Raw genomic sequence first — 24,154 nt, 5'->3', positions numbered from 1 at the left:
CGCGGAAACAGTCGCTAGCTCTTACGCGATAAAAACCAGCGTATTTCCGGTCGGTCAGGATAGGAGAAGGCGATCTCGATCTGATCGGAACCGCAAATGCCCGACGCGTCGGCAAAGAAGACGTCCTCGCCAATCAGCACTTCGTTGCCGGGCGAGGAGAACAGCCATGTTTCTCCATCGGGAGCCGTCATCATCACCGACTCTTTGTCAAGCTGCTTTAGATTGATCGAGGGGTGGGCATGGAAGCGCGCCACGGCACGCACGGCCTCATCGACCTTGCCTTCCGGCGCAACCAGTCGATCATAACCCGTAACGATCAATCCCGTGGCGTTCAGGGTCAGCTCTCGCTCATGCAGAACACCAAATGCGTTAAGGTAGCCGTCATGGCTCGCCTTGATTACGTCGCGCCCGTCATCGGCGAGCGCGCGATCGACGCTTACGGTTTTGACGCCATCAGTAATCACGTTCGCAATGAAGTCTGACGGCGCAAAACGGCTGGATGAGGTGTCGTTGACAGTTACAGTGCTATGCGCAGCAGTCGTTCGAGCGATCTGCACGTAACGCTGTCCGGCAAATTTCGGCGATCCGGAATTGACAATAAAACGGTGACGTCCGGAGGACAACTCAAACGACAGGCAACCGGCATGTGCCGTGCGGGACAGGCTGCCAGTAGGCGGCAATCCGGTATCGGCAATGACCACGGTTCTACCCGCAGCCAGCCGCTGATAGCGCGAATGGGGCATCGCCTTGAAGGGATCGCCCGCGGTCTCGTCGTATCGCAGCAACGACATCAATTCCGTCGCGAGAGTCGACGTCGCGCCATTAAAAAGCGCGAGATCGCCATCCTGGTGCCGGAAGAAGCGCAGGGCCGGATACATACGATCGATGCCCGAGATCAGTTTCTGCGGCAGGTCATGACCGAGATTGACGTAGGTTTGCCGGAGCGGAAGGAGATCGAGGAGCAGCTCCAATCCGACCCGCGGATTGCGCGAGACATGACCTCCGTCAGGTAGAATCTGGCTGTCAAACTCCCGATCCAATGCTTCGGCAGCGCGTCGGAGCGCACCTGAGCGCGTTGGCATTGCAATGGAGGCCATCGCAAGGGCGATCCGCAATCGAAAGCGAACTTCGCCGGGAGGCGCGTACTTTGCCATTCGGCGTAGAAATCGAACTTGAAAGGCTAGCGAGCGCAGGAAACGGCGATAGAAGCCGCGATCGGCATTGTGAAGGACAACGGGCGAATGCGAGAGCCAGGAAATCACCCGCTGCGCGGTGACATCGATCCCCCAGGCGATGCCTTCGATGCGGCCGCCATGCAGCGACAGCCAGTTGTTGACGATGGAGCGGGCGACGCTCGAGTGAAGGTCACTCTTCTTGGTCCGCATATGGCGAAGCCATCCGAAGCCATGAAGCCGCAACGCGAAGGATCGGGACGGAAGGCTGAAATTGAAAGGCGACTTGCCGCCCGTTTCGAGAAGGCGTCCGGCAAGCGGGAAGCGGCCGTTCAAAATCTCTTCGGCCACATGCGGATCGACCGCACGTAGGTCGGTCGGGGCGACAATCAGGCGCTCCGGGGCGTGAACCGTGTGGCGGAAGAGGCGCAGCCGCAGAAGTGCTCCGCGGCACAGCGTGCGCCGCCAAACCTCTCCCAAGTAAAGAGCCGAGAACCCGGACCACATGTTTATTGTCTATTGACCCGTGTCGTTAAGAATAAGTGAATAAGCGCAGAATCCGTGACACTTACGTATCAAATTATGACGGGTGCTCAACTATGCCAGTTGCCTTTCGATCAGGCAACACGGCGAATAACGACGGCGTAGAAGCCGTCAAGGCCACCCGCAAAACCGGCGGGAACCTCCAACATGTCGGGCGTCGTGCGGAATTCTCCGAGGCGGCTGATAGCAGACTCCAGTCCCGGCCAGCGCTTGGCATCAATGGCGACACGCTCGAGCATCGGTGTATCCGAAAGGACGCGAGCGGCTACCTCTTCTCCCTCGGTCGGATCAAGCGAGCAATTGGAAAAGACAATTGTGCCGCCCGGCTTCAGCAAGGTTATCGCGTGGCGCAGCAGGCGCTCCTGAAGCGCAGCAAGTTTCGCGATGTCGTCCGGCCCCTTGACCCAGAGAACGTCGGGATGTCGGCGCGTCGTCCCCGTCGATGAGCAGGGCGCATCCAGCAGTATGGCATCGAACAGTTCCGCTGGCTGGTATTTCGTCAGGTCGCTGGCAACCGTCTCGCCACTCAACGCTAGCCGATCCAGATTGGCTCGCAAACGCTTAATACGGTTTTCGGATTGCTCGACCGCCGTAACGTCACCCCCAGCAAGGATCAACTGGGCCGTCTTTCCGCCAGGCGCTGCACACAAATCCGCAACGCGTTTTCCCGCCAAGTCACCGAAGAGCTGGGCAGGGATACTGGCGGCTGCGTCCTGAACCCACCAGGCGCCCTCCGCAAATCCCTCGAGTGAGGGAATGCCGCCCTCGAAGGCGGCCAGCCGAACACCACCGGTCGGCAGCACAAGACCGCCCAAACGCTGCGCCCAGCTCCGCGCGTCCGTTTTGACGGTAAGATCAATTGCGGCCGGCTCGAGCTGCGATTCAGAGATCGATCGTGCCCTTTCCTTGCCGTAGGCCTTTTCGAGCCTTTTAAGAAACCATTCCGGCATGACCGGAATGGCGTTGATTTCAGCCAGGACATCCTCTTTCTCGCGTCCGAGACGGCGTAGGACGGCATTTACCAGCTTGGCAAAGCGGCGATTCCGCGGGTCCTGATTTGATTGCTCAACTGCGAGGTCGACCGCGGCATGATCCGGCACATCAAGATAGAGGATCTGCGCCGCGGCAATCGCGAGAACGTGATGCAATGCCCGCGCGCCTTCGGGAAGCGGCGATTCGAGCAGGAGGGAAATCGCGGCATCTATGCGCGGCAAATGGCGCAGCGTCGCATTGAGAATGGCACGCGCTAGTGCGCGGTCACCCTCATTCAGAGCCTTATAGGCTGGATTACCATGTTCATTGTCCAAGGCGCCGTCAAGCGGGAGCTTCCGGTCCACGACGGCTGCCAGGATCTTGGCCGCAGCGGCACGAACCTGCAATCCGGGTTTTGCTGGCGCAAGGACAGGCCCCGAGTTGGAAGGCTTTGCTTTACGAAATGGCTTTTTCTTGCCGTCTGAATTCAAGACCACGGACCTTTCGGCGGTTGTGAACCACCGCGATCAAGACCGGTATTCGGAACCGAGCGCGATTTGCGCATCGGATTATCAGCGCGAACCGGCGGCGTCGAGACATTCATGCCGCTGCGTGCCATTTCCTGCAGCGCCGCAATCCGGTTTTCCGTGTTCGGGTGTGTGGAGAACAGATTGTCCATGCCGGCGCCGGTCAGCGGATTGATGATGAACATATGGGCAGTTGCCGGATTGCGCTCGGCATCGTAGTTCGGCACATGCGACGCGCTCCGCGCGATCTTGGCAAGCGCCGAAGCAAGCCACAGCGGATTGCCGCAAATCTCCGCGCCACGGCGATCGGCCGAGTATTCGCGCGTCCGGCTGATGGCCATCTGAACCATCATCGCGGCGAGCGGCGCGACAATCATCGCCAGCAACACCCCTACGAAGCCGAGCGGATTGTTGTTGTTTTCCCGGTTGCCACTGAAGAAGAACGCAAAATTGCCCAGCATTGAGATCGCGCCGGCGAGCGTCGCGGTGATCGTCATCGTCAAGGTGTCGCGGTTTTGCACGTGGGCGAGCTCATGCGCCATGACGCCGGCGACCTCTTCCGGCGTCAGTGCGCTCAGCAGGCCGGTGGACGCGGCAACGGCAGCGTTCTCGGGATTGCGACCCGTCGCGAAGGCATTTGGTTGCGGGCTGTCGTAGAGATAGACCTTGGGCATGGGCAGACCGGCATTGCGCGCCAAATCCCTTATGATCGCGAAGAACTCCGGGGCATTGCGCTCGTCGATCTCCTGCGCGTGATAGGCCGACAGCACCATGCGGTCGGAATTCCAGTAGGAAAAGAAGTTCATCCCAGCCGCGATCACGAACGCGATCATCATGCCGCCGCGCCCGCCGATCAGAAAGCCGACGGCCATGAACAATGCGGTCATGAAGGCGAGCAACATGGCTGTACGGACGAGGTTCATTGCTATCTCCAAAATACGCCTAAGCGGATCCGCGCAAGGCCAGAGGGTTTCAATTGCGGCGCCGGCGCACTATGATTTGGTCATTCACCAGCCATTTTCAATATTTTTGGGCGGAATCGCGTGATGCAGGCAGCGGATAATGACAACAACGAAACCCTAGCGACTGAAGCCGCCGAGACTCCCCGCAAGTTGCTCCCGCCGGCTGCCAAGCGCGCGCTTGCCGAGGCGGAAGAGCGTCGCCGAAACGAGAAGCCGGTAGAAATGCCGCCAGAGATAGGTGGCCGCGGCGGTGCCGATCCCTCCCGCTTCGGGGACTGGGAAATCAACGGCAGAGCGATCGATTTCTAAGTAAATTTTCCTATTAATCTCCTCCAATGATCGGAATTTATTCCTTTCATGAGAAAGATTGCTTCCCTTGTCGCACTGGCCTTTGTCGTAACTCCGGTCGCGTCCGAGGCACGCGACGAAATAGCGGGGCCGGTATCGGCTGAAATGCTAAGAGTGATCGATGGAGATACTCTTCTGGTCGAAGCTCGTCCTTGGCCGCAGCAGACAATGGAAGTCTATGTTCGGATTCGCGGTATCGACGCGCCTGAGATGCACTCAGGCTGTGCCGAAGCCCGACATCCAGATCACCCGAGATCCAGCTTACGCAGATTGCTGGCGGACAAGTATTTTGGCCGCATCCTGGCAAACGTAACACTTTCAGATGGCAGGAATCCGGCTCAATATCTGTCGGGCGGGGGATCGTACGGGCCTATGATGGCGGCCGAAAGCCGCGCGCAATCTGTCCCGAACAGAACTGAAGCCGCCCCGATCGCTCGGAGCGGCTTTTGCTTAGGCCGTCACCTTGTTCTGGCGGTTGGCAATCAGATCGTCAACAACGGCGGGATCAGCAAGCGTCGAGGTATCGCCCAAAGAGCCGAAGTCGTCCTCGGCGATCTTGCGCAGGATGCGGCGCATGATCTTGCCGGAACGGGTCTTCGGAAGCCCGGGTGCAAACTGTATCTTGTCGGGTGCTGCGATTGGGCCGATTTCGCTGCGAACATGCTTGACCAGTTGCTGGCGCAAATCGTCCGAACCTTCATTGCCCGCCATTAGAGTAACGTAGCAATAGATGCCCTGGCCCTTGATCGGGTGCGGATACCCAACGACGGCCGCCTCCGACACAAGGTTGTGCGAAACGAGCGCGGATTCGACCTCGGCGGTGCCCAGACGGTGCCCCGAAACGTTCAGCACGTCATCGACACGACCGGTGATCCAGTAGTAGCCGTCCTCATCCCGTCGGCAGCCATCGCCGGTGAAATACTTGCCCTTGTAGGTCGAGAAGTACGTCTGGATGAAGCGCTCGTGGTCGCCATAGACGGTGCGCATCTGCCCCGGCCAGCTGTCGGTAATGCAGAGATTTCCGTCCGCGGCACCCTCGAGCACATTGCCTTCATTGTCGACCAACTGCGGCTTGACGCCGAAGAATGGCATCGTCGCCGAACCCGGCTTCAGGTCAGTCGCGCCCGGCAGCGGCGTGATCATGTGACCGCCGGTTTCCGTCTGCCACCACGTATCGATGACAGGGCAACGCTTGTCGCCGACGACGTTATAGTACCATTCCCACGCTTCCGGATTGATCGGCTCGCCAACCGTTCCGAGCAGGCGCAGGCTGGAGCGCGACGAGCGCGTGACGAAGTGGTCGCCAGCACCCATTAGCGAGCGGATCGCCGTCGGCGCCGTGTAGAAGATATTGACCTTGTGTTTGTCGATGACCTCCCAGAACCGGCCCTGATCCGGGAAATTCGGCACGCCTTCGAACATCAGCGTCGTCGCACAGTTCGCAAGCGGACCGTAGACGATGTAGGAGTGCCCGGTCACCCAGCCCACGTCGGCGGTGCACCAGTAGATATCGCCAGGGTGATAGTCGAACACATATTCATGGGTCATCGCCGCATAGACGAGGTAGCCGCCCGTCGTATGCAACACGCCTTTCGGCTTTCCGGTGGAGCCAGAGGTGTAGAGGATGAACAGCGGATCCTCCGCCTTCATCTTCACCGGCGGGCATTCAGGCTTAACCGTAGCGACTTCCTGATGGTACCAGAGGTCGCGGCCCGGCGCCCAGCCGGTCTTGCCACCGGTACGCCGCACCACGAGGACCTTGTCGACGATGACATGCTGACGAGCGGCGATATGAATGGCCGTATCGGTATTGTCTTTCAGCGGTACCGGCTTGCCGCCGCGCACGCCTTCGTCGCAGGTAATCACAAAGGTGGACTCGCAGTCGACAATACGACCGGCCAGCGCTTCCGGCGAGAAGCCGCCGAACACGACCGAATGAACTGCGCCGATGCGGGCACAGGCGAGCATCGCATAGGCGGCCTCGGGAATCATCGGCATATAGATGGTAACGCGATCACCCTTCTTGACGCCGTGCTTCTTCATGACGTTCGCCATACGGCAAACGTGCTCATAGAGCTCGTTGTAGGTGATCTTCTTGTCAACGTAGGGATTGTCGCCCTCGAAGATGATCGCCGTCTGATTGCCGTTGGTCTTCAGGTGCCGGTCGATACAGTTGTACGAAACGTTCGTCTGCCCATCCTCGAACCACTTGATCGAGACCCGGCCGGTGAAAGACGTGTTCTTGACCTTCGTGTAGGGCCTGAACCAATCGATCCGTTTGCCATGCTTGCCCCAGAACTTGTCAGGGTTCTCGACGCTTTCCTCGTACCATTGCTCGTACTTGGCCTTATCGATAAGCGCATGGTTCTTCACCGGTTTTTGCACCGGGTAGATCTTTTCGGACATGGAACTCCTCCTCACTCGGACACCGGACGGAACGAAGCAGTCCGGACTGGCTCTGGGCATTCATAGCAGGTCGAATTTGCCCGGCAATTAGACAAAGGTCATTTCATTCGTGATCAATTGCAATTCTGCGTCACTGCGGTTATATAGCGCCATATTTCCCGGACATAGTGGTGACAATCCACGGACCGCGACACCGGCGCGGACGACAGAAGGACTATATCCATGGCTCAACAATTGCTCATGCCGAAGGCGACCGCCATCTGGCTCGTCGACAACACAGCCCTGTCATTCGACCAGATCGCACAGTTCTGCAAACTGCATCCGCTCGAAGTGAAGGCGATTGCCGATGGCGAAGCCGCGCAGGGCATCAAGGGTCTCGACCCGATTGCGACCGGCCAGCTTTCCCGCGACGAAATCGCCCGTGCCGAAAAGAACCCGGCACACAAGCTTAAACTCTCCGAGCCCAAAGTTCGCGTGCCCGAATCCAAGCGCCGTGGCCCGCGCTACACGCCGGTTTCCAAGCGCCAGGATCGCCCAAACGCCATTCTCTGGCTGGTGCGCAATCATCCGGAACTGAAGGATGCGCAGATTTCCCGTCTCGTCGGCACGACGAAGTCGACGATCGAGCAGATTCGCGAACGCACTCACTGGAACTCTGCAAATCTGGCGCCGATGGACCCGGTAACACTCGGTCTTTGCAGCCAGATCGATCTCGACATGGAAGTCGAAAAGGCGGCAAAGGGCCGTCCGCTGCCAACGGCAGCCGAGCTTGGTGCAACCTTGCAGTCTGCGCATGAGACCGAGCGTCTGACGAGCCATGAGCGCGAAGAGGAGAAGGAAATCGACGCCGATGCCGTTTTCGCAAAGCTGAAGTCGCTGAAGTCTTCTCCGAAGGATGAGGACGAAGACGATCACTACTGATTGTCTCCCGATGAGCGATAAACAAGGCCCTGCGTAAGCGGGGCCTTTTTATTTCTGCGCTTTTATATCGGAAGCGAACCGAATCCGCGCTTGCGCAACGCTTCCGCGATTTCCTCGAGAATTGCCGGATCGTCGATCGTCGCTGGCATTTTCCACGGCACGCCGTCGGCAATCTTTTGGATCGTGCCGCGCAGAATCTTGCCGGAGCGTGTCTTGGGAAGGCGGTCGACCGTTATGGCGGTCTTGAAAGCAGCCACCGGGCCGATCGCGTCGCGGATCAGCTTTACGACCTCCGATTCGATGGCCGATGTTTCCCGTGAAACATTCTTTTTGAGAACCAGAAGCCCGCACGGCACCTGGCCCTTCAGCTGGTCGGCAATTCCGACCACAGCGCATTCGGCAACATCCGGATGCGTAGCACAAACCTCCTCCATCGCTCCCGTCGACAGGCGATGACCGGCACAGTTGATGATGTCGTCGGTTCGCGACATGATGAAGAGGTAGCCATCCTCGTCGACGTAGCCGGCATCCGCCGTTTTGTAATAACCCGGAAATTCAGCCAAATAGGCCGAACGGAAGCGCTCATCTGCGTTCCACAGCGTGGGCAGGCAACCGGGAGGCAGGGGAAGCTCGACAACAATGTTCCCGAGTGTCCCCGGCGCAACGGGGTGACCGGCGTCATCGAGGACATGGATACTATAGCCGGGCATGGGTACCGATGGGGAACCATGCTTCACCGGTAGCACCTCAAGGCCGAGCGGATTCGCCACCATTGGCCATCCCGTTTCGGTCTGCCACCAATGATCGATCACGGGAACATCGAGCATATGCTCGGCCCACTTCAGTGTCTCCGGATCAGCACGCTCTCCCGCCAGGAACAGGGCTCTGAAATTGGGCTTCGAATAGGCTTTGAGGTGTGCGCCCTCGCTATCTTCGCGGCGAATGGCGCGGAAGGCCGTAGGTGCGGTGAAGAGAACGCGCACATCATGCTCTGAAGCAATGCGCCAGAAGACGCCGGCATCAGGCGTGCCGACCGGTTTTCCTTCGAAGATAACACTGGCAGCGCCAGCCAGTAGCGGCGCATAGACAATGTAGGAATGGCCGACAACCCAACCAATATCGGAGGCGGCCCAGAACACTTCACCCTGCTGGATGCCGAAGATGTTCGTCATCGACCAGTTGAGGGCGACCATGTGACCGCCGTTGTCGCGCACGACGCCCTTGGGCTGGCCCGTCGTGCCAGACGTATAGAGAATATAGAGTTCGTCCGTCGCCTCGACGGGGGTGCATTCGACATTCACACCACGATTTCTCGCGACGGCAGCTTCGAAATCCTCGTCACGACCATCAACCAGGTCCGCCGCAAGCTGCATCCTTTGCAGAACAAGGCAATGGGCCGGCTTTGACTTCGCGATGGCGATTGCCTGATCGACCAAGGGCTTGTAGGGCACCACCCGTCCCGGTTCGAGCCCGCAACTTGCGGTCAGAATTAGTTTCGCTCCCGAATCGTCGATGCGCGCCGCAAGCTCATTTGCCGCAAAGCCACCGAACACGACGGAATGGACAGCGCCGATGCGTGCGCAGGCAAGCATAGAGAAGATCGCTTGCGGCACCATCGGCATATAGATGATGACGCGGTCGCCCTTCGCGATTCCGCGCTGCCGCAGCGTCGCAGCAACGGCGTTCACTTCGGCAAGGGCTTCGTCGTAGGTAAAGACAGTCTTCGTACCGCTAACGGGGCTGTCGTAGATAAATGCGGTATTGCCGCCGCGACCGGCCAGAACATGGCGATCGAGGCAATTGTAGCAGGTATTGGTTTCGCCTCCGGCGAACCAACGGCCATATGGACCGCTCTCCGGTGAAAACGTCCGCTCCGGCTCTTTGAACCAGTCAATTTCCGCCGCCGCCGCCCGCCAGAAGGCCTCCGGATCGCCCTTCCATCTGGCATAGGTCCGCTGATAGTCACCCTGCATCTGCTCCTCCCCAGGATATGCAAGTTACCTTAGCAATCTAGGAGAGGCAGGGCACGAGAGGAAGCCCGACCAAAGCAGCGTATCAGCGGGCGCCGAAGATCGCGGAGCCGACACGAACGCTGGTCGCGCCAAAGGCAATGGCCGTTTCATAATCCCCGGACATCCCCATCGAAAGCTTCTCGACGCCGCACGCCTTAGCAAGCTTGGCAAGCAATGAAAAATGCGGACCGGGGTTCTCATCCGCTGGCGGGATACACATCAGTCCCTCGATGGCGAGGCCGAGTTCATCACGACAAAAAGCGACAAACACCGCGACGTCATTCGGTGCGATCCCAGCCTTCTGCGGCTCAAGCCCTGTATTTACCTGGACATAGAGACGAGGGGTCTTCGCCTGACGCTTCATTTCGTCAGCGAGTACACGGGCAATCTTCTCGCGATCAACTGTCTCGATCACGTCGAACAACGCAACCGCCTCTGCCGCCTTGTTAGACTGCAGAGGTCCAATAAGATGAAGTTCGATGTCCGACGTCTCCAATTTCAGCTCCGGCCATTTTACCTGGCTTTCCTGAACCCTGTTTTCCCCGAAAGTCCGCTGCCCGGCCTGTAGCGCCGGGCGGATGGCGTCTGCGCCGAATGTCTTTGAGACGGCGACAAGCTGAACCGAACCCGCGGATCGCCCGCCCTGCTGTTCGGCTGCGGCGATATGCGAGCGCACATCGTTCAATCGCTCTTCAAGTTCCATCACTCGCCTCGACAAGACCGCATGAGAAGATCGCAATGCACTAAACGCCCGGGCTGTGCTTGCCAAGGCCCCACACGCCCGAAATCGTGGACGGCAGACCGAGATCGGACGCTTGCCGCACCCGTAAAACTTGACGCTACGGTGGTTTCATGGTGAAGGTCACCACCAACTTCCCCTGATTTTTCGGAAATACGAGTACCATGGCAACCGAACGTTATAACCCGCGCGATGCTGAACCTCACTGGCAGCAGAAATGGAACGAAGCGAAGGTCTTCGAGACCGACAACAGCGATCCGCGCGAGAAGTATTACGTCCTTGAAATGTTTCCGTATCCATCCGGTCGCATCCACATGGGCCATGTGCGAAACTACGCGATGGGTGACGTCGTAGCTCGCTACAAGCGCGCTCGCGGCTATAACGTGCTGCATCCCATGGGGTGGGACGCCTTTGGCATGCCGGCCGAGAATGCAGCAATGGAGCGCGGCGTCCATCCGGCTTCCTGGACCTACCAGAATATCGCGTCGATGAAGTCTCAGTTGAAGGCGATGGGCCTATCACTGGATTGGAGGCGCGAGTTCGCAACCTGCGATGTTGCCTACTACCAGCATCAACAGCATCTTTTCCTGGATTTCCTCGAGAAGGGGCTCGTCTATCGCAAGCAGTCAAAGGTGAATTGGGATCCGGTCGACAACACTGTTCTGGCCAACGAACAGGTTATCGACGGACGCGGCTGGCGTTCGGGCGCACTCGTCGAACAACGCGAATTGACGCAGTGGTTCTTCAAGATCACCGACTTCAGCCAGGACCTGCTCGAGGCGTTGGACACGCTTGATCAATGGCCTGAAAAGGTCCGGCTGATGCAGAAGAACTGGATCGGCCGCTCCGAAGGCATGATGCTCCGCTGGGAGATCGTTCAGGAGACCGCGCCGGCCGGAGAAACCGAGATCGAGGTCTATACGACGCGCCCGGACACGCTGTTCGGCGCCTCGTTCCTGGCGATCGCGGCTGACCATCCACTGGCAAAGGATGCCGCAGCGAAGAGTCCGGCCATCGATGCCTTCTGCGAAGAATGCCGCCGCGCCGGCACCTCGCTTGCCGCGCTGGAAACTGCGGAGAAGAAGGGAATCGACACCGGCATACGGGTAAGGCATCCACTTGATCCTTCGTGGGAACTGCCTGTTTACATCGCAAACTTCGTCCTCATGGACTACGGGACTGGCGCCATTTTTGGCTGCCCGTCAGGCGATCAGCGGGACCTTGATTTCGCACGCAAGTACGATTTGCCCGTCGTTCCGGTCGTCATGCCGGCAGATGGAGATGCTGCGACGTTCAGCATTGGTGATGTTGCCTATGACGGCGACGGCGTGATGATCAACTCGCGCTTCCTCGACGGCAAGACCACCAACGAGGCATTTGATCTTGTCGCTGACCGTTTGTCATCGATGACGCTTGGGAACGCTCCCCAGGGCGAGCGCAAGGTTAACTTCCGCTTGCGTGATTGGGGCATCTCGCGCCAGCGCTACTGGGGCTGCCCGATCCCGGTGATCCATTGCGATGACTGCGGCGTTGTTCCCGTTCCGAAGAAGGACCTGCCGGTAAAGCTGCCGGAGGACGTAACCTTCGACCAGCCCGGCAATCCGCTTGATCGTCATCCAACATGGCGGCATGTCGCCTGCCCGCAGTGCGGCAAGGATGCACGACGGGAAACCGACACAATGGACACTTTTGTCGATTCCAGCTGGTATTTCACGCGCTTTACTGCGCCTTGGGAAGGCAAGCCGACTGACCCGAGCGCTGCCAATCGGTGGCTGCCGGTCGACCAGTACATCGGTGGTATCGAGCACGCGATCTTGCACCTGCTCTATTCGCGCTTCTTCACCCGAGCAATGCGCGAGACAGGCCATGTCGATGTGAAGGAACCTTTTAAGGGCCTCTTCACGCAGGGCATGGTCGTGCACGAGACATACAGCCGCGGTACCGGTATGAGCCGCGAGTGGGTCGCACCGGCAGACATTCGCATCGAGGAACTGGACGGAAAACGCCGCGCCTATCACCTCTCCAACGGCGAAGAAGTCGCTATCGGATCGATCGAGAAGATGTCGAAGTCGAAGAAGAATGTCGTCGATCCGGACGATATCATCGCCTCTTACGGCGCAGACACTGCGCGCTTCTTCGTGCTTTCGGATTCGCCACCGGAGCGGGACGTTATCTGGTCGGAAGCAGGGGTCGAGGGCGCTCACCGGTTTACGCAGCGTCTGTGGCGACTAATTGCCGAGGCGTCGGACAACCTTCGCAATGTTGCTCCGACTCCGGCTAAGGATGGGGAAGCTCAGGCTATCTCCCAGGTCGCGCACAAAACCTTGAAGGCCGTGCAGAATGACTACGATCGTCTCTGGTTCAACAAGGCCGTCGCGCGGATCTACGAGCTCGTCAATGCCCTGGCATCACCTTTGACCCGTGTAGGCGCGGGGGAGGGCGATCGGACGTATCGCGCCGCCGTACGCGACGCTGCAGAGATACTTATCCAGTTAGTAGCGCCGATGACACCGCATTTGGCGGAGGAGTGCTGGGCAGCGCTGGGCAACGGCGCATTGCTGGCACACACGGATTGGCCACGTTATGACGAGACCCTTGTCGTTGAAAACGATTTGATTTTGCCGGTTCAGATCAACGGCAAGAAGCGCGCCGAATTGACAATTTCTCGCGACGCAGATCAGAATGCCGTCACCGAGGGTGTGCTTGCATTGGATGAGATCAAGAAGGCTCTGAACGGTCAGACGCCTAAGAAGATCATCGTGGTTCCGCAAAGGATTGTGAACATTGTCGTTTGATATCGCTTTTAAGCTGCTGCGCGGCTCAGGCATTGCCGCAATCCTTGCATCCGCGGCCTTTCTTGCATCCTGCCAGGTTCGCCCCCTCTATTCCGAAAGCTCCGGCGTCGCGGGTAAACTCGCGTCTGTCGGCTTCTCGGAAGCAACGAGCCGTGTCGGGCAGGAAGTTCGCAATCGACTGATCTTTATCGCTTCACGCGGCGCCGGCGAGCCCGCGAACCCGGACTACAAGGTAGAGCTCAGCGTTCGGTCGAATGTCATTAGCACTCTGCTTGTCGCGTCGTCAGATGAGTCGCTAGCCGGACGTGCAACTGTCAGCGTTGACTACACCCTGAAGTCGACGAAAGATGGTCATGTCATCAAGGCCGGCAATCGCTATGCCACCGCCCTGCTCGACTTCCCCGGCCAGGAATTTGCTAAACAGCGCGCTATTCGCGACGCCGAGAACCGCGCCGCGCGGCAGGCTGCCGAGTTTGTTGGTGCCGATATTGCGGCTGCGCTTGGCCGCTGAGGAGCGGATGCATGGCGGAAATCAAATCGCATGAGTTTGAAAGCTTTCTTGAGCGATCCGCCCGCAACTACCGGCTCTTCGTGATCTATGGGCCGGATCGTGGCCTTGTCTCGGAGCGCGCAACCCTTCTTGCTGCCAAGACAGGCGTTTCGCTCACGGATCCTTTTTCGCTGATCAAGCTCGACATCGCCGACTTGCAGCGGGACCAGGGACGTCTCCTGGACGAGACTGGCGCGATCGGCCTTTTCGGAGGGGACAAACTAGTCTGGATCCGTGGAGCAGCCAACGAAAAATATCTCGTCGATTCCCTGCAGACTCTTTCCGCGAGCATGCCGGAAGGCACATTCGTTATCATAGAAGCTGGTGACCTCAAGAAGGGTTCGCTGCTGCGGAAAGGCGCCGAGACAGCGCGCAATATCGTGGCAGTACCCTGCTATTCCGACGATGCTCGCGCGCTTAACAGCTTGATAGACAGCGAACTTTCGAACGCAGGCATCGCCATCACGCCAGCTGCACGACAAGCCTTACTGGTGCTTATTGGCGGGGATCGGATTGCCTCTCGCAACGAACTGCGAAAGCTTGCGCTCTATTGCCGTGGTAAATCGACGATCGAAGAGCATCACGTTACGGAAATTATAGGCGACGCCAGCGCAATCTCAGTGGACGATGCCGTCGATGCGGTGCTGAGCGGCAATCCGACCAGCTTCCTGAACGCGATGCAGAAGATCATATCGTCCAAGACCGCGGTGTTTCTCGTTATACAGGCCTGCCTGAAGCAATTTCAGTTGCTGGATGCCATGAAGACGGAAATGGAAGAGAAGCGATTGCCGGCCGCGCAGGTCATGCAGACGCTGGGCCGTCATCTGCATTTTCGACGAAAACCGATCATCGAGCAAGCACTTCGAACTTGGTCCGCAGACGCCCTAGCACGAGAAGCCAATCGTCTGCAGGCCACTATCCTGCAGACTCGCAAGCGTGCGTCCCTAGAAGACAGCGTCGCACTCCAGACGCTGCTTTCGACCACACTCCAATCGGCGCGCCGGTAATTACTCTCAGCGACGCTCCAGAAGACGGCAGATTTCTTCTAGCTGTTCCAGGGACTTATAGGATATCCTGATCTGACCACCGCTTGCTTTATGATTGATCGTCACATCAAGGCCGAGTGCATCGGATAGGGTCCGTTCCAAGGCGAGCGTGTCTGAATCCTTCTGATCCTTTTGATGCGCCAGGGGTCTCGGTTCGGACTGCGCCTTGATATCGTTTTGAGCCAAACGCTCGGCGTCGCGCACCGACATGCCTTTTGATACTATCGTGCGGGCGAGCGCGGTCGGGTCAGAGGTCGGCACCAGCGCTCGGGCATGACCAGCAGAGAGAGTTCCGGCGGCCAGGAGGTCTCGAACAGGCTCTGGCAGCTTCAAAAGACGCAGTGAATTCGCCACATGGCTGCGGCTCTTGCCGATGATTTCGCCAAGGTCGTTCTGGGTATAGCCATATTCCGCCATAAGTTGCTCGTAGCCGAGCGCCTCTTCCAACGGATTGAGGTCGGAGCGCTGAACGTTTTCGACAATCGCGATCTCGAGAGCGGTTTTGTCATCGACATCACGCACGATGACAGGAATCTCGATCAAGCCAGCAAGCTGCGCCGCGCGCCACCGTCTTTCGCCGGCTATGATCTCGAACTGGCTACTCGCCAACGTGCGGACTACAACGGGCTGAACGATACCATGCTGCCGGATCGAGCTCGCAAGCTCGTGCAATTCGCCGTCATCGAAGAACCGTCGAGGATTGCGCGGATTGCGACCGACGAACTCGATGGGCACCATTTGATCGGCACTCACTCCGCGATTTGGGGCATCAACCGGCATCGGCTGATCCATCTCACCGATTAATGCAGCTAGGCCACGGCCAAGTCTTCTCTTCGAGACGTCATCGTTCATGTCTTAACTCGCTATAGTTTCCTTAAATCACGCCGCGAGACGTTGGCGTTCGCGTTGAATAACCTCTGACGCCAACTGGAGATATGCCTGACTCCCCGCGCACTTCAGATCGTACAGAATCGCCGGCTTGCCGTAGGATGGCGCCTCTGAAACGCGAACGTTCCGCGGAATCAACGTATGGTAGACTTTCTCACCGAGATGCATGCGGACATCGTTAACAACTTGTTGCGCCAGATTGTTGCGAGAATCAAACATCGTCAGCACAATTCCCTGGATATCAAGCTGTGGGTTGACCGTGCGCCGAACTTGTTCGACGGTTTCGAGTAGCTGACTCAAACCCTCTAACGCAAAAAACTCGCATTGCAACGGCACAAGCACGGAATGCGCGGCTGCCATGGCATTCATGGTGAGCAGATTGAAAGACGGCGGGCAATCCACGAGAATATAGGAAAAGCGGAAAGTTGCTTCTTTTGCTAGTGCCTTCTTCAACTTGAAAACACGGTCGCTCTGGCTTGCGATCTCCATCTCGATCCCGAGTAGGTCCATCGTCGATGGCACGATGTGGAGATTTGGAACAGCAGTTTCCTGCGAAACCTCCTCTATTCCATATTCTCCCAGCAACAAATCATAGGAAGATAGCCGGCGATGCTTGCGATCAATCCCCAAACCGGTGCTGGCGTTGCCCTGAGGATCGAGGTCTACAATCAATACCCGCTCACCGATTGCAGCAAGTGCCGTCGCCAGATTGATCGCCGTCGTGGTCTTGCCAACGCCGCCCTTCTGATTTGCAATGGTGATTATCCGATTTCGTTCGCCAGCCATAGCCAAAGCCCGATCTGTTAAGCCACGCGCTGGAGGTTGAAGATCTCCAAAATGACAGAATCCTGCTCGACAGCGCTCTTATGTTCTAGCAGATCGAATCTCCAGCTACCATGCGCTTGATCCAACTCGCGTCGGTAATCCCGGCCTTTATGAAGATAGGCTCGAAGAGTTATGTTCCGTTTCGACCACGGTTCAATATAGCCCAGTAGCTTTCCAAGGTCGGCGAGCGCACGTGCGGAAACAAAATCACAGTCCCCGACAATTGACGGAGCATCTTCGATCCGAACCGCGTGAACGGTGCCCCTGCCGCCGGTTTCGCGGAGTGCGGTGCGCAAGAATGCTGCCTTCTTGTGATTGCTCTCGACAAGATGAACCCAACCTCCGTCCAGCTCGGCCAGCATGATGGCTGTGACAATCCCCGGAAAGCCACCCCCGCTGCCTAGGTCAATCCAGGTAAGAGGCGCCGACTGGATCTGGAAGATCTGAGCCGAGTCGGCGACGTGCCGGCCCCACGCATCATCTAGCGTCGACGGCGCTGTCAAGTTGATCGATCTCGCCCATTTTTGAAAGAGGGCCACGAAGTGTTCGAGACGCCCCTGTGTTTCACGTGAAACACGTCGACCGTTCAGCTGCATTGTAGGACTCTCGTAGATTGTAATAAGACGATCTTCAGGCGGAAGCCGCAACGTCCATAGCGCCGCGCCGCAAGTGGACGAGCAACAACGAAATGGCAGCGGGCGTCATCCCGTCGATCTTCGCTGCCTGCGCTACATCATAAGGGCGAGCAATACGGAGCTTCTGCTTGAGCTCGTTGGATAGGCCAGAAAGCGCGCCGAAGTCGAAGTCACCCGGTATCACCCGATCCTCATCTCGCTTCACTTGCGCGATGTCGGCTGATTGTCGCTGCATGTAAACGGCGTAGCTTGCTTCTATCTCCAGGGCTTCTGCCACCCGACCGTCCATCTCGCCCAACACCGGCCAAACCTGCTTGAGATCCTGAAGGCCAAAATCGGGATAGGAGAGAAGATCGTAGGCCGATCGTCGCTGACCGTCCTGGTTGAGTTTTAGACCAAAGTCCGCAGCTTCGCGTGGCGTCACTGAGAGGGCTTTCAATCTGGCGCGCCCTGCGTCCAACGCATCGCGATACGCCTGGAAACGATTCCGTCGCCCCGCGGAGGCGGCGCCAATTTGTATCGCCAAAGGAGTTAAGCGAACATCGGCATTGTCAGCTCTCAGCGACAGGCGATACTCGGCGCGAGAAGTAAACATCCGGTAGGGCTCGGCAACACCGCGTGAGGTCAAGTCGTCGATCATCACGCCGATGTACGAATCCGTCCTACTGAAACGAACCTCGTCCTGGTCCCCTGCAAGCCGCGCCGCGTTAATACCAGCAACAAGACCCTGAGCCGCCGCTTCCTCGTAGCCAGTGGTTCCATTGATCTGTCCGGCAAGAAAGAGTCCCGGCATCTTCTTAACTTCGAGCGTTGGTTTCAGCTCCCGCGGATCGACGTGATCGTACTCAATCGCATAACCAGGCTGCAGAATCACCACCCGCTCAAGCCCGGGAATCGTGCGAATAAATACGTCCTGGATTTCGGCGGGCAGGGACGTCGAGATGCCGTTAGGATAAACGGTGCTATCGTCAAGCCCCTCAGGTTCAAGAAAGACCTGATGCCCGTCGCGCTCGCCGAACTTGACCAGCTTGTCCTCGATGGATGGGCAATAGCGCGGGCCGACACCCTCAATCTGCCCGGAATACATTGCGGAGCGCTGCAAATTCTCGATGATAATGCGGTGAGTCGCTTCGGTCGTCCGCGTCACGCCGCATTCGATTTGCGGATTCACAATTCGGTCAGTGATGAACGAGAAGGGGACAGGCTCTTCGTCAGCGCCCTGACGGCCGACATTCTGCCAATCGATGGTAGCTCCATCGAGCCGCGCTGGCGTGCCGGTCTTTAGACGTCCCAACCGAAGACCAAGGCTCAAAAGTGTTTGGGAAAGCCCAATGGATGGTTCCTCACCGATGCGGCCGGCCGGAATCTTCTGATCACCGATATGAATGAGGCCTCGCAAGAACGTACCTGTCGTTAATACAACCGATCCGCATGAAAGAATCCGGCTATCTTTCATCACAACAGCCGCAACCCGCCCATTCTTGATGGATACATCGAACGCATCGCCTTCGATGATGGTCAGATTCTCAATGCTCTCAATCTCAGCGAGCATGGCCTGGCGATAAAGCTTACGATCGGCTTGCGTGCGAGGACCTTGAACGGCCGGACCCTTCTTCCGGTTTAGCATCCGAAACTGAATACCAGCCGCATCAGCCATACGACCCATGAGCCCATCCATAGCGTCGATCTCTCGAACGAGGTGACCCTTTCCAAGCCCGCCGATTGCTGGATTGCACGACATAACTCCAATGGTGTCGCGTCGATGGGTCACCAAGGCAGTCTTAGCGCCAAGACGCGCGGCCGCGGCCGCCGCTTCGCATCCAGCGTGCCCGCCGCCGATGACGATGACATCGAACCGTGAGGTATCCATTCTTCAAGCTCCTGAGATCGTCAGGTGATGCGCGATGTCGCCCGGCGAGTCAAGGCGTTTCACGTGAAACCCGCGACTGGTCGCGATTCGGATGTTTCACGTGAATCATTTTCCGATGCAGAATTCACCGAAGATGACATCAAGGAGGTTCTCGACATCGACACGTCCGGTAACGCGTCCCAAAGCATCGCCAGCCGCGCGCAGATCCTCCGCCCGGAGATCCAAACCACGGTTTGGGGCAAGAAGAGACGCTCGCAGAGCCGCCAATGACCTTTCAAGCGCCTCCCTATGGCGTGCCCGGCTCGGGATGGCCATGGACTGAGGATGCACCTTTTGCTTCAGACGTTGCACAATCAGACCCCGAAGTGCGTCCAGTCCGGTCCCAACTTCGGTCGAGATCAGGAGATCGTATTCTCTCATACTTCGGCGAGATAGATCAGATTTCGTGCCCACCAATACAGCGCTTTCTGGTGGCTCGTCCGTCCCAGTGTCTGTTGATAGGTCTTCGACAAAGATCAACAGGTCCGCTTCTGTGATGATCTTCTCGGCCCTCCGAATACCCTCACGTTCGACGATCTCATCCGTGTCGCGAAGACCAGCAGTGTCGTAGAGTTTGACAAGGTACCCGTCCATACTCAAATCGACTTGCAGGACATCTCTGGTCGTACCGGCGATGTCGGTGACGATCGCAACATCGCGCTTAGCCAAGGCATTCATGAGGCTGGACTTGCCGGCATTCGGCCTGCCTGCAATGACGACTTTGAAACCATCACGGATAATCTCACCAGCTTCCAGCTGCTCAAGGTGGCTGGCGAGCTCCTCTGCCAAGCTCGACACATCCGCCCAGACCTGATCGGATACTGAACCCGGAACATCTTCCTCATCGGGAAAATCAAGCTCAGCCTCGATCAATGCACGTGCGCGTGTCAGTCTTTCTGACCAGCCATAGTAAATGGAAGATAGGCCTCCGGAGCTCTGCTCGACAGCAAGACGTCGCTGCATCTCCGTTTCGGCAGCAATGAGATCTGCCAGGCCCTCGACCTCGATCAGATCCAGCTTCCCATTTTCAAAGGCACGCCGCGAGAATTCTCCTGCTGCTGCGGGTCGCAAATTTGGGAGTTCTGCGAGTTCGCGGTACAGAGCGTCGACAACCGCACGACCACCATGAAGATGAAGTTCAGCAACATTTTCACCAGTAAAGGAATGCGGTGCCGGGAAGAACAGGACGAGGCCGGTGTCGATCACGAGACCATTACGAGTCCGAATCGATCGCAGTACTGCCTGCCGCGAGGTCGGCAGTTCCCCAATGAGAGCGGCAAGCACAGCTGGCACGTCCTCTCCGCTGATTCGCACGACGGCTAGACCCGCCGGAACAGCGCCGCTCGACAGAGCGAATATCGTTTCCTTGTTGGGCATCATCTTCCCCCTCCAGTTCAAGGCTGAAGAGAACGTTCGTTCAAATAGGAAAGCCGGCCACAGCGGTGGCCGGCTTTATCGAAGAATCCGGCTAAGGATTATGTATTCATAGAATCGAAGAAGTCCGGATTGTTCTTCGTCTGTTTCAGTTTGTCGATCAGGAACTCGATCGCGTCGGTCGTTCCCATCGGGGCGAGGATGCGACGCAACACGAAGATCTTCTGAAGATCCTGTCGCGGCACCAGCAGGTCTTCCTTACGCGTGCCGGACTTCAGGATATCCATCGCCGGGAAGATACGCTTGTCGGCGACCTTGCGGTCGAGAACGATTTCGGAGTTTCCGGTTCCCTTAAACTCTTCGAAGATCACTTCATCCATGCGGCTGCCGGTATCGATAAGAGCCGTTGCGATGATCGTAAGTGATCCGCCCTCTTCTATATTGCGCGCGGCGCCGAAGAAGCGCTTCGGGCGCTGCAGCGCGTTCGCATCAACACCACCCGTGAGGACCTTGCCGGAAGACGGGACAACAGTGTTGTAGGCGCGGCCCAGACGCGTGATCGAATCAAGCAGGATCACAACGTCGCGGCCGTGTTCCACGAGACGCTTCGCCTTTTCGATGACCATTTCGGCCACCTGGACGTGGCGCACAGCCGGTTCGTCAAAGGTCGAGGATATGACCTCGCCGCGAACGGAACGCTGCATGTCCGTGACTTCTTCCGGGCGTTCATCGATGAGAAGAACAATGAGATAGCACTCGGGATGATTCGCCGTGATCGAGTGTGCAATGTTCTGAAGGAGAACGGTCTTACCGGTGCGCGGCGGCGCGACGATCAGGCCGCGCTGACCCTTACCAAGCGGTGCCACGAGATCGATGACGCGCGGCGACAGGTCTTTGGTGGTGGGGACATCCAATTCCATCCTGAAGCGTTCATTCGGATACAGCGGCGTCAGGTTATCGAAATGCACCTTGTGACGAATCTTCTCGGGATCGTCGAAATTGATGGTGTTGACCTTCAGCAGCGCGAAGTAGCGCTCGCCTTCCTTGGGCCCGCGGATCGGGCCTTCGACTGTGTCGCCGGTCTTCAGCGAGAAACGGCGGATCTGCGATGGTGAGATATAGATATCGTCCGGGCCCGGAAGATAGTTCGCGTTGGCAGACCGCAGGAAACCAAAACCGTCCTGGAGAACCTCCACAACGCCTTCACCGATAATCTCTACGTCCTGGCTGGCGAGCACCTTCAGGATTGCAAACATCAATTCCTGTTTGCGCATCGTGCTCGCATTTTCGACCTCGAGCGATTCGGCGAATGCCAGCAGATCCGTCGGGGACTTACTCTTAAGTTCTTGAAGCTTCATTTCAGCCATGAAGTGACCATTACTCTTAAATTCTGGGGGGAAGGCGATGTCGAGGCTGTAACCGGTCCTGCGAAGGGATCGCAGACGATCGAACTTTACATACTGCCACAAGGATGAGGTGGACCGAAAATAGCGAGTAAGGTTCACCGCTGCAAGGGGGCTGCTTAAAATCAACAAAATTTAACCGAATGGCCTTCCATCAGAACGGCTTGACCACTACCAGAATAACAATCGCGATCATCAATAGGGTCGGCGCCTCATTCATGAAACGCCAGTAGCGCGCCGACCGGCGGTTCTCATCGCGCTCGAACGCTCTGGCTGCGCGAGCAAAAAGGACGTGCACAGCCGTCAGGAGCACAACGAGACCAATCTTCGCATGCAGCCAGCCACCCTGAAAGCCGTAGACCGACCAAGTGAGATAGAGCCCAAAGATCCAGGTAAGCATCATTGCCGGGTTCATGATCACCTTCAGCAAGCGACGTTCCATGACCTTGAAGGTCTCGGACTGCGTCGAGCCAGGCTCGGCGTCGGTATGATAAATGAAGAGTCGCGGCATGTAGAAGAGGCCGGCCATCCACGAAATTACTGCGATGATATGGAGCGCCTTGATCCACAGATAGAGATCATTTGGATTCCACAGAAATAGCCCCACGGCCAGAAATCCGAAGAACAGGATAGCAAAGTGCGCACGGCGGCGCGCATAAGTGCCAGGCTTCTCATCTGTCTGCTTTTCCATGTGCTATCGGCTCCAGCTGCGAACATGCTCGACAAGCAGCTGGACGTTCTGAGGGTCGGCCTGGGGAGTAATTCCATGGCCAAGATTGAATATCAGTGGACCGTCGCCAAGCTTCTCGAGGATGTCGGTGACCCCCTCCTCGAGCGCCGCGCCGCCGGCAACGACGCGCATCGGATCGAGATTGCCTTGTACGGCTCCATCCTTTTGCAGTTCTACAGCAAAATCCAAGGGCACCGACCAATCAAGCCCGATCGCATCTGCCTTCGTTTTCTGGCGGTAGTCCTTCAGCAGGAACCCGGCTCCCTTAGCGAAGGCTATAACCCGAGCGTTCGGTCGCCGCGCCTTGATGGAGGCGATCATCCGCGCCACAGGCTTTACCGCAAACGCCTCGAACTCCCGCTCGCCGAGAACACCAGCCCAGGAATCGAAGATCTGTACGGCATCTGCACCTGCATCGATCTGCGCGATCAAATAGTCGGCCGACACCTCGGCCAGGACCGCAAGCAAATGTTCGAACGCCTTCGGATGCTTATAGGCAAAGAGGCGAGCGGGAGCCTGATCGGGCGTGCCATGGCCAGCGATCATATAGGTCGCAACCGTCCACGGAGCACCACAGAAGCCGAGAAGGGTCGTTTCACCCGATAGCTCCTTCCGCAGGCGCGCAACCGTTTCCAAGACCGGCTGCAGATAATCGATGATATGGTCGGTCTTGATCCGGAAGATTCCCGCTTCGTCGATGGGATCCATCTGCGGTCCATGGCCCTCCGTGAAGCGAACGTTCCGCTTCATCGCATCCGGAATCACCAAGATGTCAGAGAAGAGAATTGCCGCATCAAAGCCATAGCGGCGAATAGGCTGAAGAGTGACCTCCACGGCATGTTCAGGCGAATAACAGAGATCAAGGAAGCTTCCGGCCTTCGCGCGCGTTTCCCTGTACTCAGGAAGGTATCGTCCAGCCTGTCTCATCAGCCAGATTGGAGGAGGGCTGAGGGTTTCGCCATCCAAGACCCTCATGATTTTCCGGCGGCTTTCACCCACGCGCTTCTTCCCTATAAAAAATCTAAGATATTTTAAAAGGTTTCTATTTCTTAGAGTCTGTTTCTATCAAGGATTAAAATTAATCCACTGCCGGAGCCTTTTGTCGCGCCACCGCAAGTTCGCAGCAATTGAGTGGCGGGCTCTTGGCCTGAAATCGTGGATAAATCAGAAAACGCAAATTATTCCAATCGGATAAGATATCCGGCAGGTTCGGTTGAACTGTGGAAAAGACATAGATTGTGGTCGAACTGTCAATCGCTATCCACTGAACCAACAGGCCGCGTTGTCGGCTCCCGTGAAATTCGATTTGTGGAAAAGGTGACATGTTTTCCCTTGCCTAACCCCCTCGGGCTCTCTTAGCTCTCCATTGTCCAGTCTTTTCAACAGGCCACGGAAAA

General features: G+C 57.6%; 19 protein-coding genes. 5 read left to right on the top strand and 14 right to left on the bottom strand.

Going from position 1 to position 24,154, the window contains the following annotated elements; all coding sequences use genetic code 11:
• Window positions 1-14: 14 nt before the first annotated feature.
• The 3 genes from PMI09_RS19285 to htpX form a co-directional block, all read right to left on the bottom strand.
• Window positions 15-1,679 (bottom strand): heparinase II/III family protein, encoded by a 1,665-nt coding sequence (locus tag PMI09_RS19285; RefSeq protein WP_007798188.1) that lies wholly within the window; start codon window positions 1,677-1,679, stop codon window positions 15-17.
• A gap of 110 nt (window positions 1,680-1,789) precedes the next feature.
• Window positions 1,790-3,184 carry an RsmB/NOP family class I SAM-dependent RNA methyltransferase gene (locus PMI09_RS19280; protein WP_193385409.1) on the bottom strand — a complete coding sequence of 465 codons (1,395 nt, stop codon included), beginning with the start codon at window positions 3,182-3,184 and terminating at the stop codon, window positions 1,790-1,792.
• On the bottom strand, window positions 3,175-4,137 hold the full coding sequence (htpX, locus tag PMI09_RS19275) for a zinc metalloprotease HtpX (RefSeq protein WP_007798182.1): 963 nt from the start codon (window positions 4,135-4,137) through the stop codon (window positions 3,175-3,177). Before htpX ends, PMI09_RS19280 begins: the two co-directional genes overlap by 10 nt.
• Window positions 4,138-4,260: 123 nt before the next feature.
• On the opposite strand from htpX, the gene PMI09_RS19270 reads away from it, so the two are divergent.
• Window positions 4,261-4,485 carry a DUF1674 domain-containing protein gene (locus PMI09_RS19270; RefSeq protein WP_007798179.1) on the top strand — a complete coding sequence of 75 codons (225 nt, stop codon included), beginning with the start codon at window positions 4,261-4,263 and terminating at the stop codon, window positions 4,483-4,485.
• A 489-nt stretch (window positions 4,486-4,974) separates the two neighbouring features.
• Here the strand turns inward: PMI09_RS19270 and acs are convergent, their stop codons facing one another.
• Window positions 4,975-6,930, bottom strand: coding sequence for an acetate--CoA ligase (acs, locus tag PMI09_RS19265; protein WP_007798176.1), 1,956 nt, complete (start codon window positions 6,928-6,930; stop codon window positions 4,975-4,977).
• A gap of 222 nt (window positions 6,931-7,152) precedes the next feature.
• Here acs and PMI09_RS19260 point away from each other — a divergent pair, with 222 nt between their 5' ends.
• Window positions 7,153-7,851, top strand: coding sequence for a DUF1013 domain-containing protein (locus PMI09_RS19260; protein WP_007798173.1), 699 nt, complete (start codon window positions 7,153-7,155; stop codon window positions 7,849-7,851).
• Window positions 7,852-7,913: 62 nt separating this feature from the next.
• On the opposite strand, the gene PMI09_RS19255 is transcribed toward PMI09_RS19260, so the two are convergent.
• Both PMI09_RS19255 and PMI09_RS19250 read right to left on the bottom strand, forming a co-directional pair.
• On the bottom strand, window positions 7,914-9,824 hold the full coding sequence (locus PMI09_RS19255) for a propionyl-CoA synthetase (protein WP_007798171.1): 1,911 nt from the start codon (window positions 9,822-9,824) through the stop codon (window positions 7,914-7,916).
• Between the two features lie 82 nt (window positions 9,825-9,906).
• Window positions 9,907-10,566, bottom strand: coding sequence for a YggS family pyridoxal phosphate-dependent enzyme (locus PMI09_RS19250; RefSeq protein ID WP_007798168.1), 660 nt, complete (start codon window positions 10,564-10,566; stop codon window positions 9,907-9,909).
• Window positions 10,567-10,766: 200 nt separating this feature from the next.
• Here PMI09_RS19250 and leuS point away from each other — a divergent pair, with 200 nt between their 5' ends.
• Genes leuS through holA form a run of 3 tightly spaced genes read left to right on the top strand, consistent with a single transcriptional unit; the run spans window position 10,767 to window position 14,954 of the window.
• On the top strand, window positions 10,767-13,397 hold the full coding sequence (gene leuS, locus PMI09_RS19245; RefSeq protein ID WP_007798165.1) for a leucine--tRNA ligase: 2,631 nt from the start codon (window positions 10,767-10,769) through the stop codon (window positions 13,395-13,397).
• Window positions 13,387-13,908, top strand: coding sequence for an LPS assembly lipoprotein LptE (gene lptE / locus PMI09_RS19240; RefSeq protein WP_007798162.1), 522 nt, complete (start codon window positions 13,387-13,389; stop codon window positions 13,906-13,908). Before leuS ends, lptE begins: the two co-directional genes overlap by 11 nt.
• 11 nt (window positions 13,909-13,919) lie before the next feature.
• On the top strand, window positions 13,920-14,954 hold the full coding sequence (gene holA, locus PMI09_RS19235) for a DNA polymerase III subunit delta (RefSeq protein WP_007798160.1): 1,035 nt from the start codon (window positions 13,920-13,922) through the stop codon (window positions 14,952-14,954).
• Between the two features lie 6 nt (window positions 14,955-14,960).
• Here holA and PMI09_RS19230 read toward each other — a convergent pair whose 3' ends face one another.
• The 8 genes from PMI09_RS19230 to hemE all read right to left on the bottom strand — a co-directional run bounded on the left by PMI09_RS19230 (window position 14,961) and on the right by hemE (window position 23,756).
• Window positions 14,961-15,845: a ParB/RepB/Spo0J family partition protein gene (locus PMI09_RS19230; RefSeq protein ID WP_007798158.1), complete on the bottom strand. Its 885-nt coding sequence runs from the start codon at window positions 15,843-15,845 to the stop codon at window positions 14,961-14,963.
• Window positions 15,846-15,872: 27 nt separating this feature from the next.
• Window positions 15,873-16,667 (bottom strand): ParA family protein, encoded by a 795-nt coding sequence (locus PMI09_RS19225; RefSeq protein ID WP_007798156.1) that lies wholly within the window; start codon window positions 16,665-16,667, stop codon window positions 15,873-15,875.
• 17 nt (window positions 16,668-16,684) lie between these two features.
• Complete coding sequence (rsmG, locus tag PMI09_RS19220) at window positions 16,685-17,302, bottom strand: 16S rRNA (guanine(527)-N(7))-methyltransferase RsmG (RefSeq protein WP_007798153.1); 618 nt, start codon at window positions 17,300-17,302, stop codon at window positions 16,685-16,687.
• A 34-nt stretch (window positions 17,303-17,336) separates the two neighbouring features.
• Entirely contained in the window at window positions 17,337-19,211 is a 1,875-nt protein-coding gene (gene mnmG / locus PMI09_RS19215; protein WP_007798150.1) for a tRNA uridine-5-carboxymethylaminomethyl(34) synthesis enzyme MnmG, read from the bottom strand.
• A gap of 105 nt (window positions 19,212-19,316) precedes the next feature.
• Window positions 19,317-20,630: a tRNA uridine-5-carboxymethylaminomethyl(34) synthesis GTPase MnmE gene (gene mnmE, locus PMI09_RS19210; RefSeq protein WP_007798147.1), complete on the bottom strand. Its 1,314-nt coding sequence runs from the start codon at window positions 20,628-20,630 to the stop codon at window positions 19,317-19,319.
• A gap of 95 nt (window positions 20,631-20,725) precedes the next feature.
• Window positions 20,726-21,991 carry a transcription termination factor Rho gene (gene rho, locus PMI09_RS19205; RefSeq protein ID WP_085990693.1) on the bottom strand — a complete coding sequence of 422 codons (1,266 nt, stop codon included), beginning with the start codon at window positions 21,989-21,991 and terminating at the stop codon, window positions 20,726-20,728.
• A gap of 190 nt (window positions 21,992-22,181) precedes the next feature.
• The gene (gene hemJ / locus PMI09_RS19200) at window positions 22,182-22,718 is read right to left on the bottom strand and encodes a protoporphyrinogen oxidase HemJ (RefSeq protein WP_007798141.1); all 537 of its coding nucleotides are present in this window, start codon (window positions 22,716-22,718) and stop codon (window positions 22,182-22,184) included.
• A 3-nt stretch (window positions 22,719-22,721) separates the two neighbouring features.
• Window positions 22,722-23,756 (bottom strand): uroporphyrinogen decarboxylase, encoded by a 1,035-nt coding sequence (gene hemE / locus PMI09_RS19195; protein WP_193385408.1) that lies wholly within the window; start codon window positions 23,754-23,756, stop codon window positions 22,722-22,724.
• Window positions 23,757-24,154: the final 398 nt, after the last annotated feature.

Source organism: Rhizobium sp. CF122, from assembly GCF_000282035.1.
Classification (GTDB): Bacteria; Pseudomonadota; Alphaproteobacteria; order Rhizobiales; family Rhizobiaceae; genus Rhizobium.
The sequence above is the reverse complement of the archived record's forward strand: the minus strand, read 5'-3'. Positions and strand labels throughout refer to the sequence as shown.

Coding starts and splice junctions, on each gene's coding strand:
- mnmE (WP_007798147.1), bottom strand. CDS start 20,630: ATGATGCCCAACAAGGAAACGATATTCGCTCTGTCGAGCGGCGCTGTT.
- rho (WP_085990693.1), bottom strand. CDS start 21,991: ATGGCTGAAATGAAGCTTCAAGAACTTAAGAGTAAGTCCCCGACGGAT.
- PMI09_RS19225 (WP_007798156.1), bottom strand. CDS start 16,667: ATGGCTGGCGAACGAAATCGGATAATCACCATTGCAAATCAGAAGGGC.
- hemJ (WP_007798141.1), bottom strand. CDS start 22,718: ATGGAAAAGCAGACAGATGAGAAGCCTGGCACTTATGCGCGCCGCCGT.
- PMI09_RS19260 (WP_007798173.1), top strand. CDS start 7,153: ATGGCTCAACAATTGCTCATGCCGAAGGCGACCGCCATCTGGCTCGTC.
- rsmG (WP_007798153.1), bottom strand. CDS start 17,302: ATGCAGCTGAACGGTCGACGTGTTTCACGTGAAACACAGGGGCGTCTC.
- mnmG (WP_007798150.1), bottom strand. CDS start 19,211: ATGGATACCTCACGGTTCGATGTCATCGTCATCGGCGGCGGGCACGCT.
- PMI09_RS19255 (WP_007798171.1), bottom strand. CDS start 9,824: ATGCAGGGTGACTATCAGCGGACCTATGCCAGATGGAAGGGCGATCCG.
- holA (WP_007798160.1), top strand. CDS start 13,920: ATGGCGGAAATCAAATCGCATGAGTTTGAAAGCTTTCTTGAGCGATCC.
- PMI09_RS19230 (WP_007798158.1), bottom strand. CDS start 15,845: ATGAACGATGACGTCTCGAAGAGAAGACTTGGCCGTGGCCTAGCTGCA.
- acs (WP_007798176.1), bottom strand. CDS start 6,930: ATGTCCGAAAAGATCTACCCGGTGCAAAAACCGGTGAAGAACCATGCG.
- leuS (WP_007798165.1), top strand. CDS start 10,767: ATGGCAACCGAACGTTATAACCCGCGCGATGCTGAACCTCACTGGCAG.
- PMI09_RS19250 (WP_007798168.1), bottom strand. CDS start 10,566: ATGGAACTTGAAGAGCGATTGAACGATGTGCGCTCGCATATCGCCGCA.
- PMI09_RS19285 (WP_007798188.1), bottom strand. CDS start 1,679: ATGTGGTCCGGGTTCTCGGCTCTTTACTTGGGAGAGGTTTGGCGGCGC.
- htpX (WP_007798182.1), bottom strand. CDS start 4,137: ATGAACCTCGTCCGTACAGCCATGTTGCTCGCCTTCATGACCGCATTG.
- PMI09_RS19270 (WP_007798179.1), top strand. CDS start 4,261: ATGCAGGCAGCGGATAATGACAACAACGAAACCCTAGCGACTGAAGCC.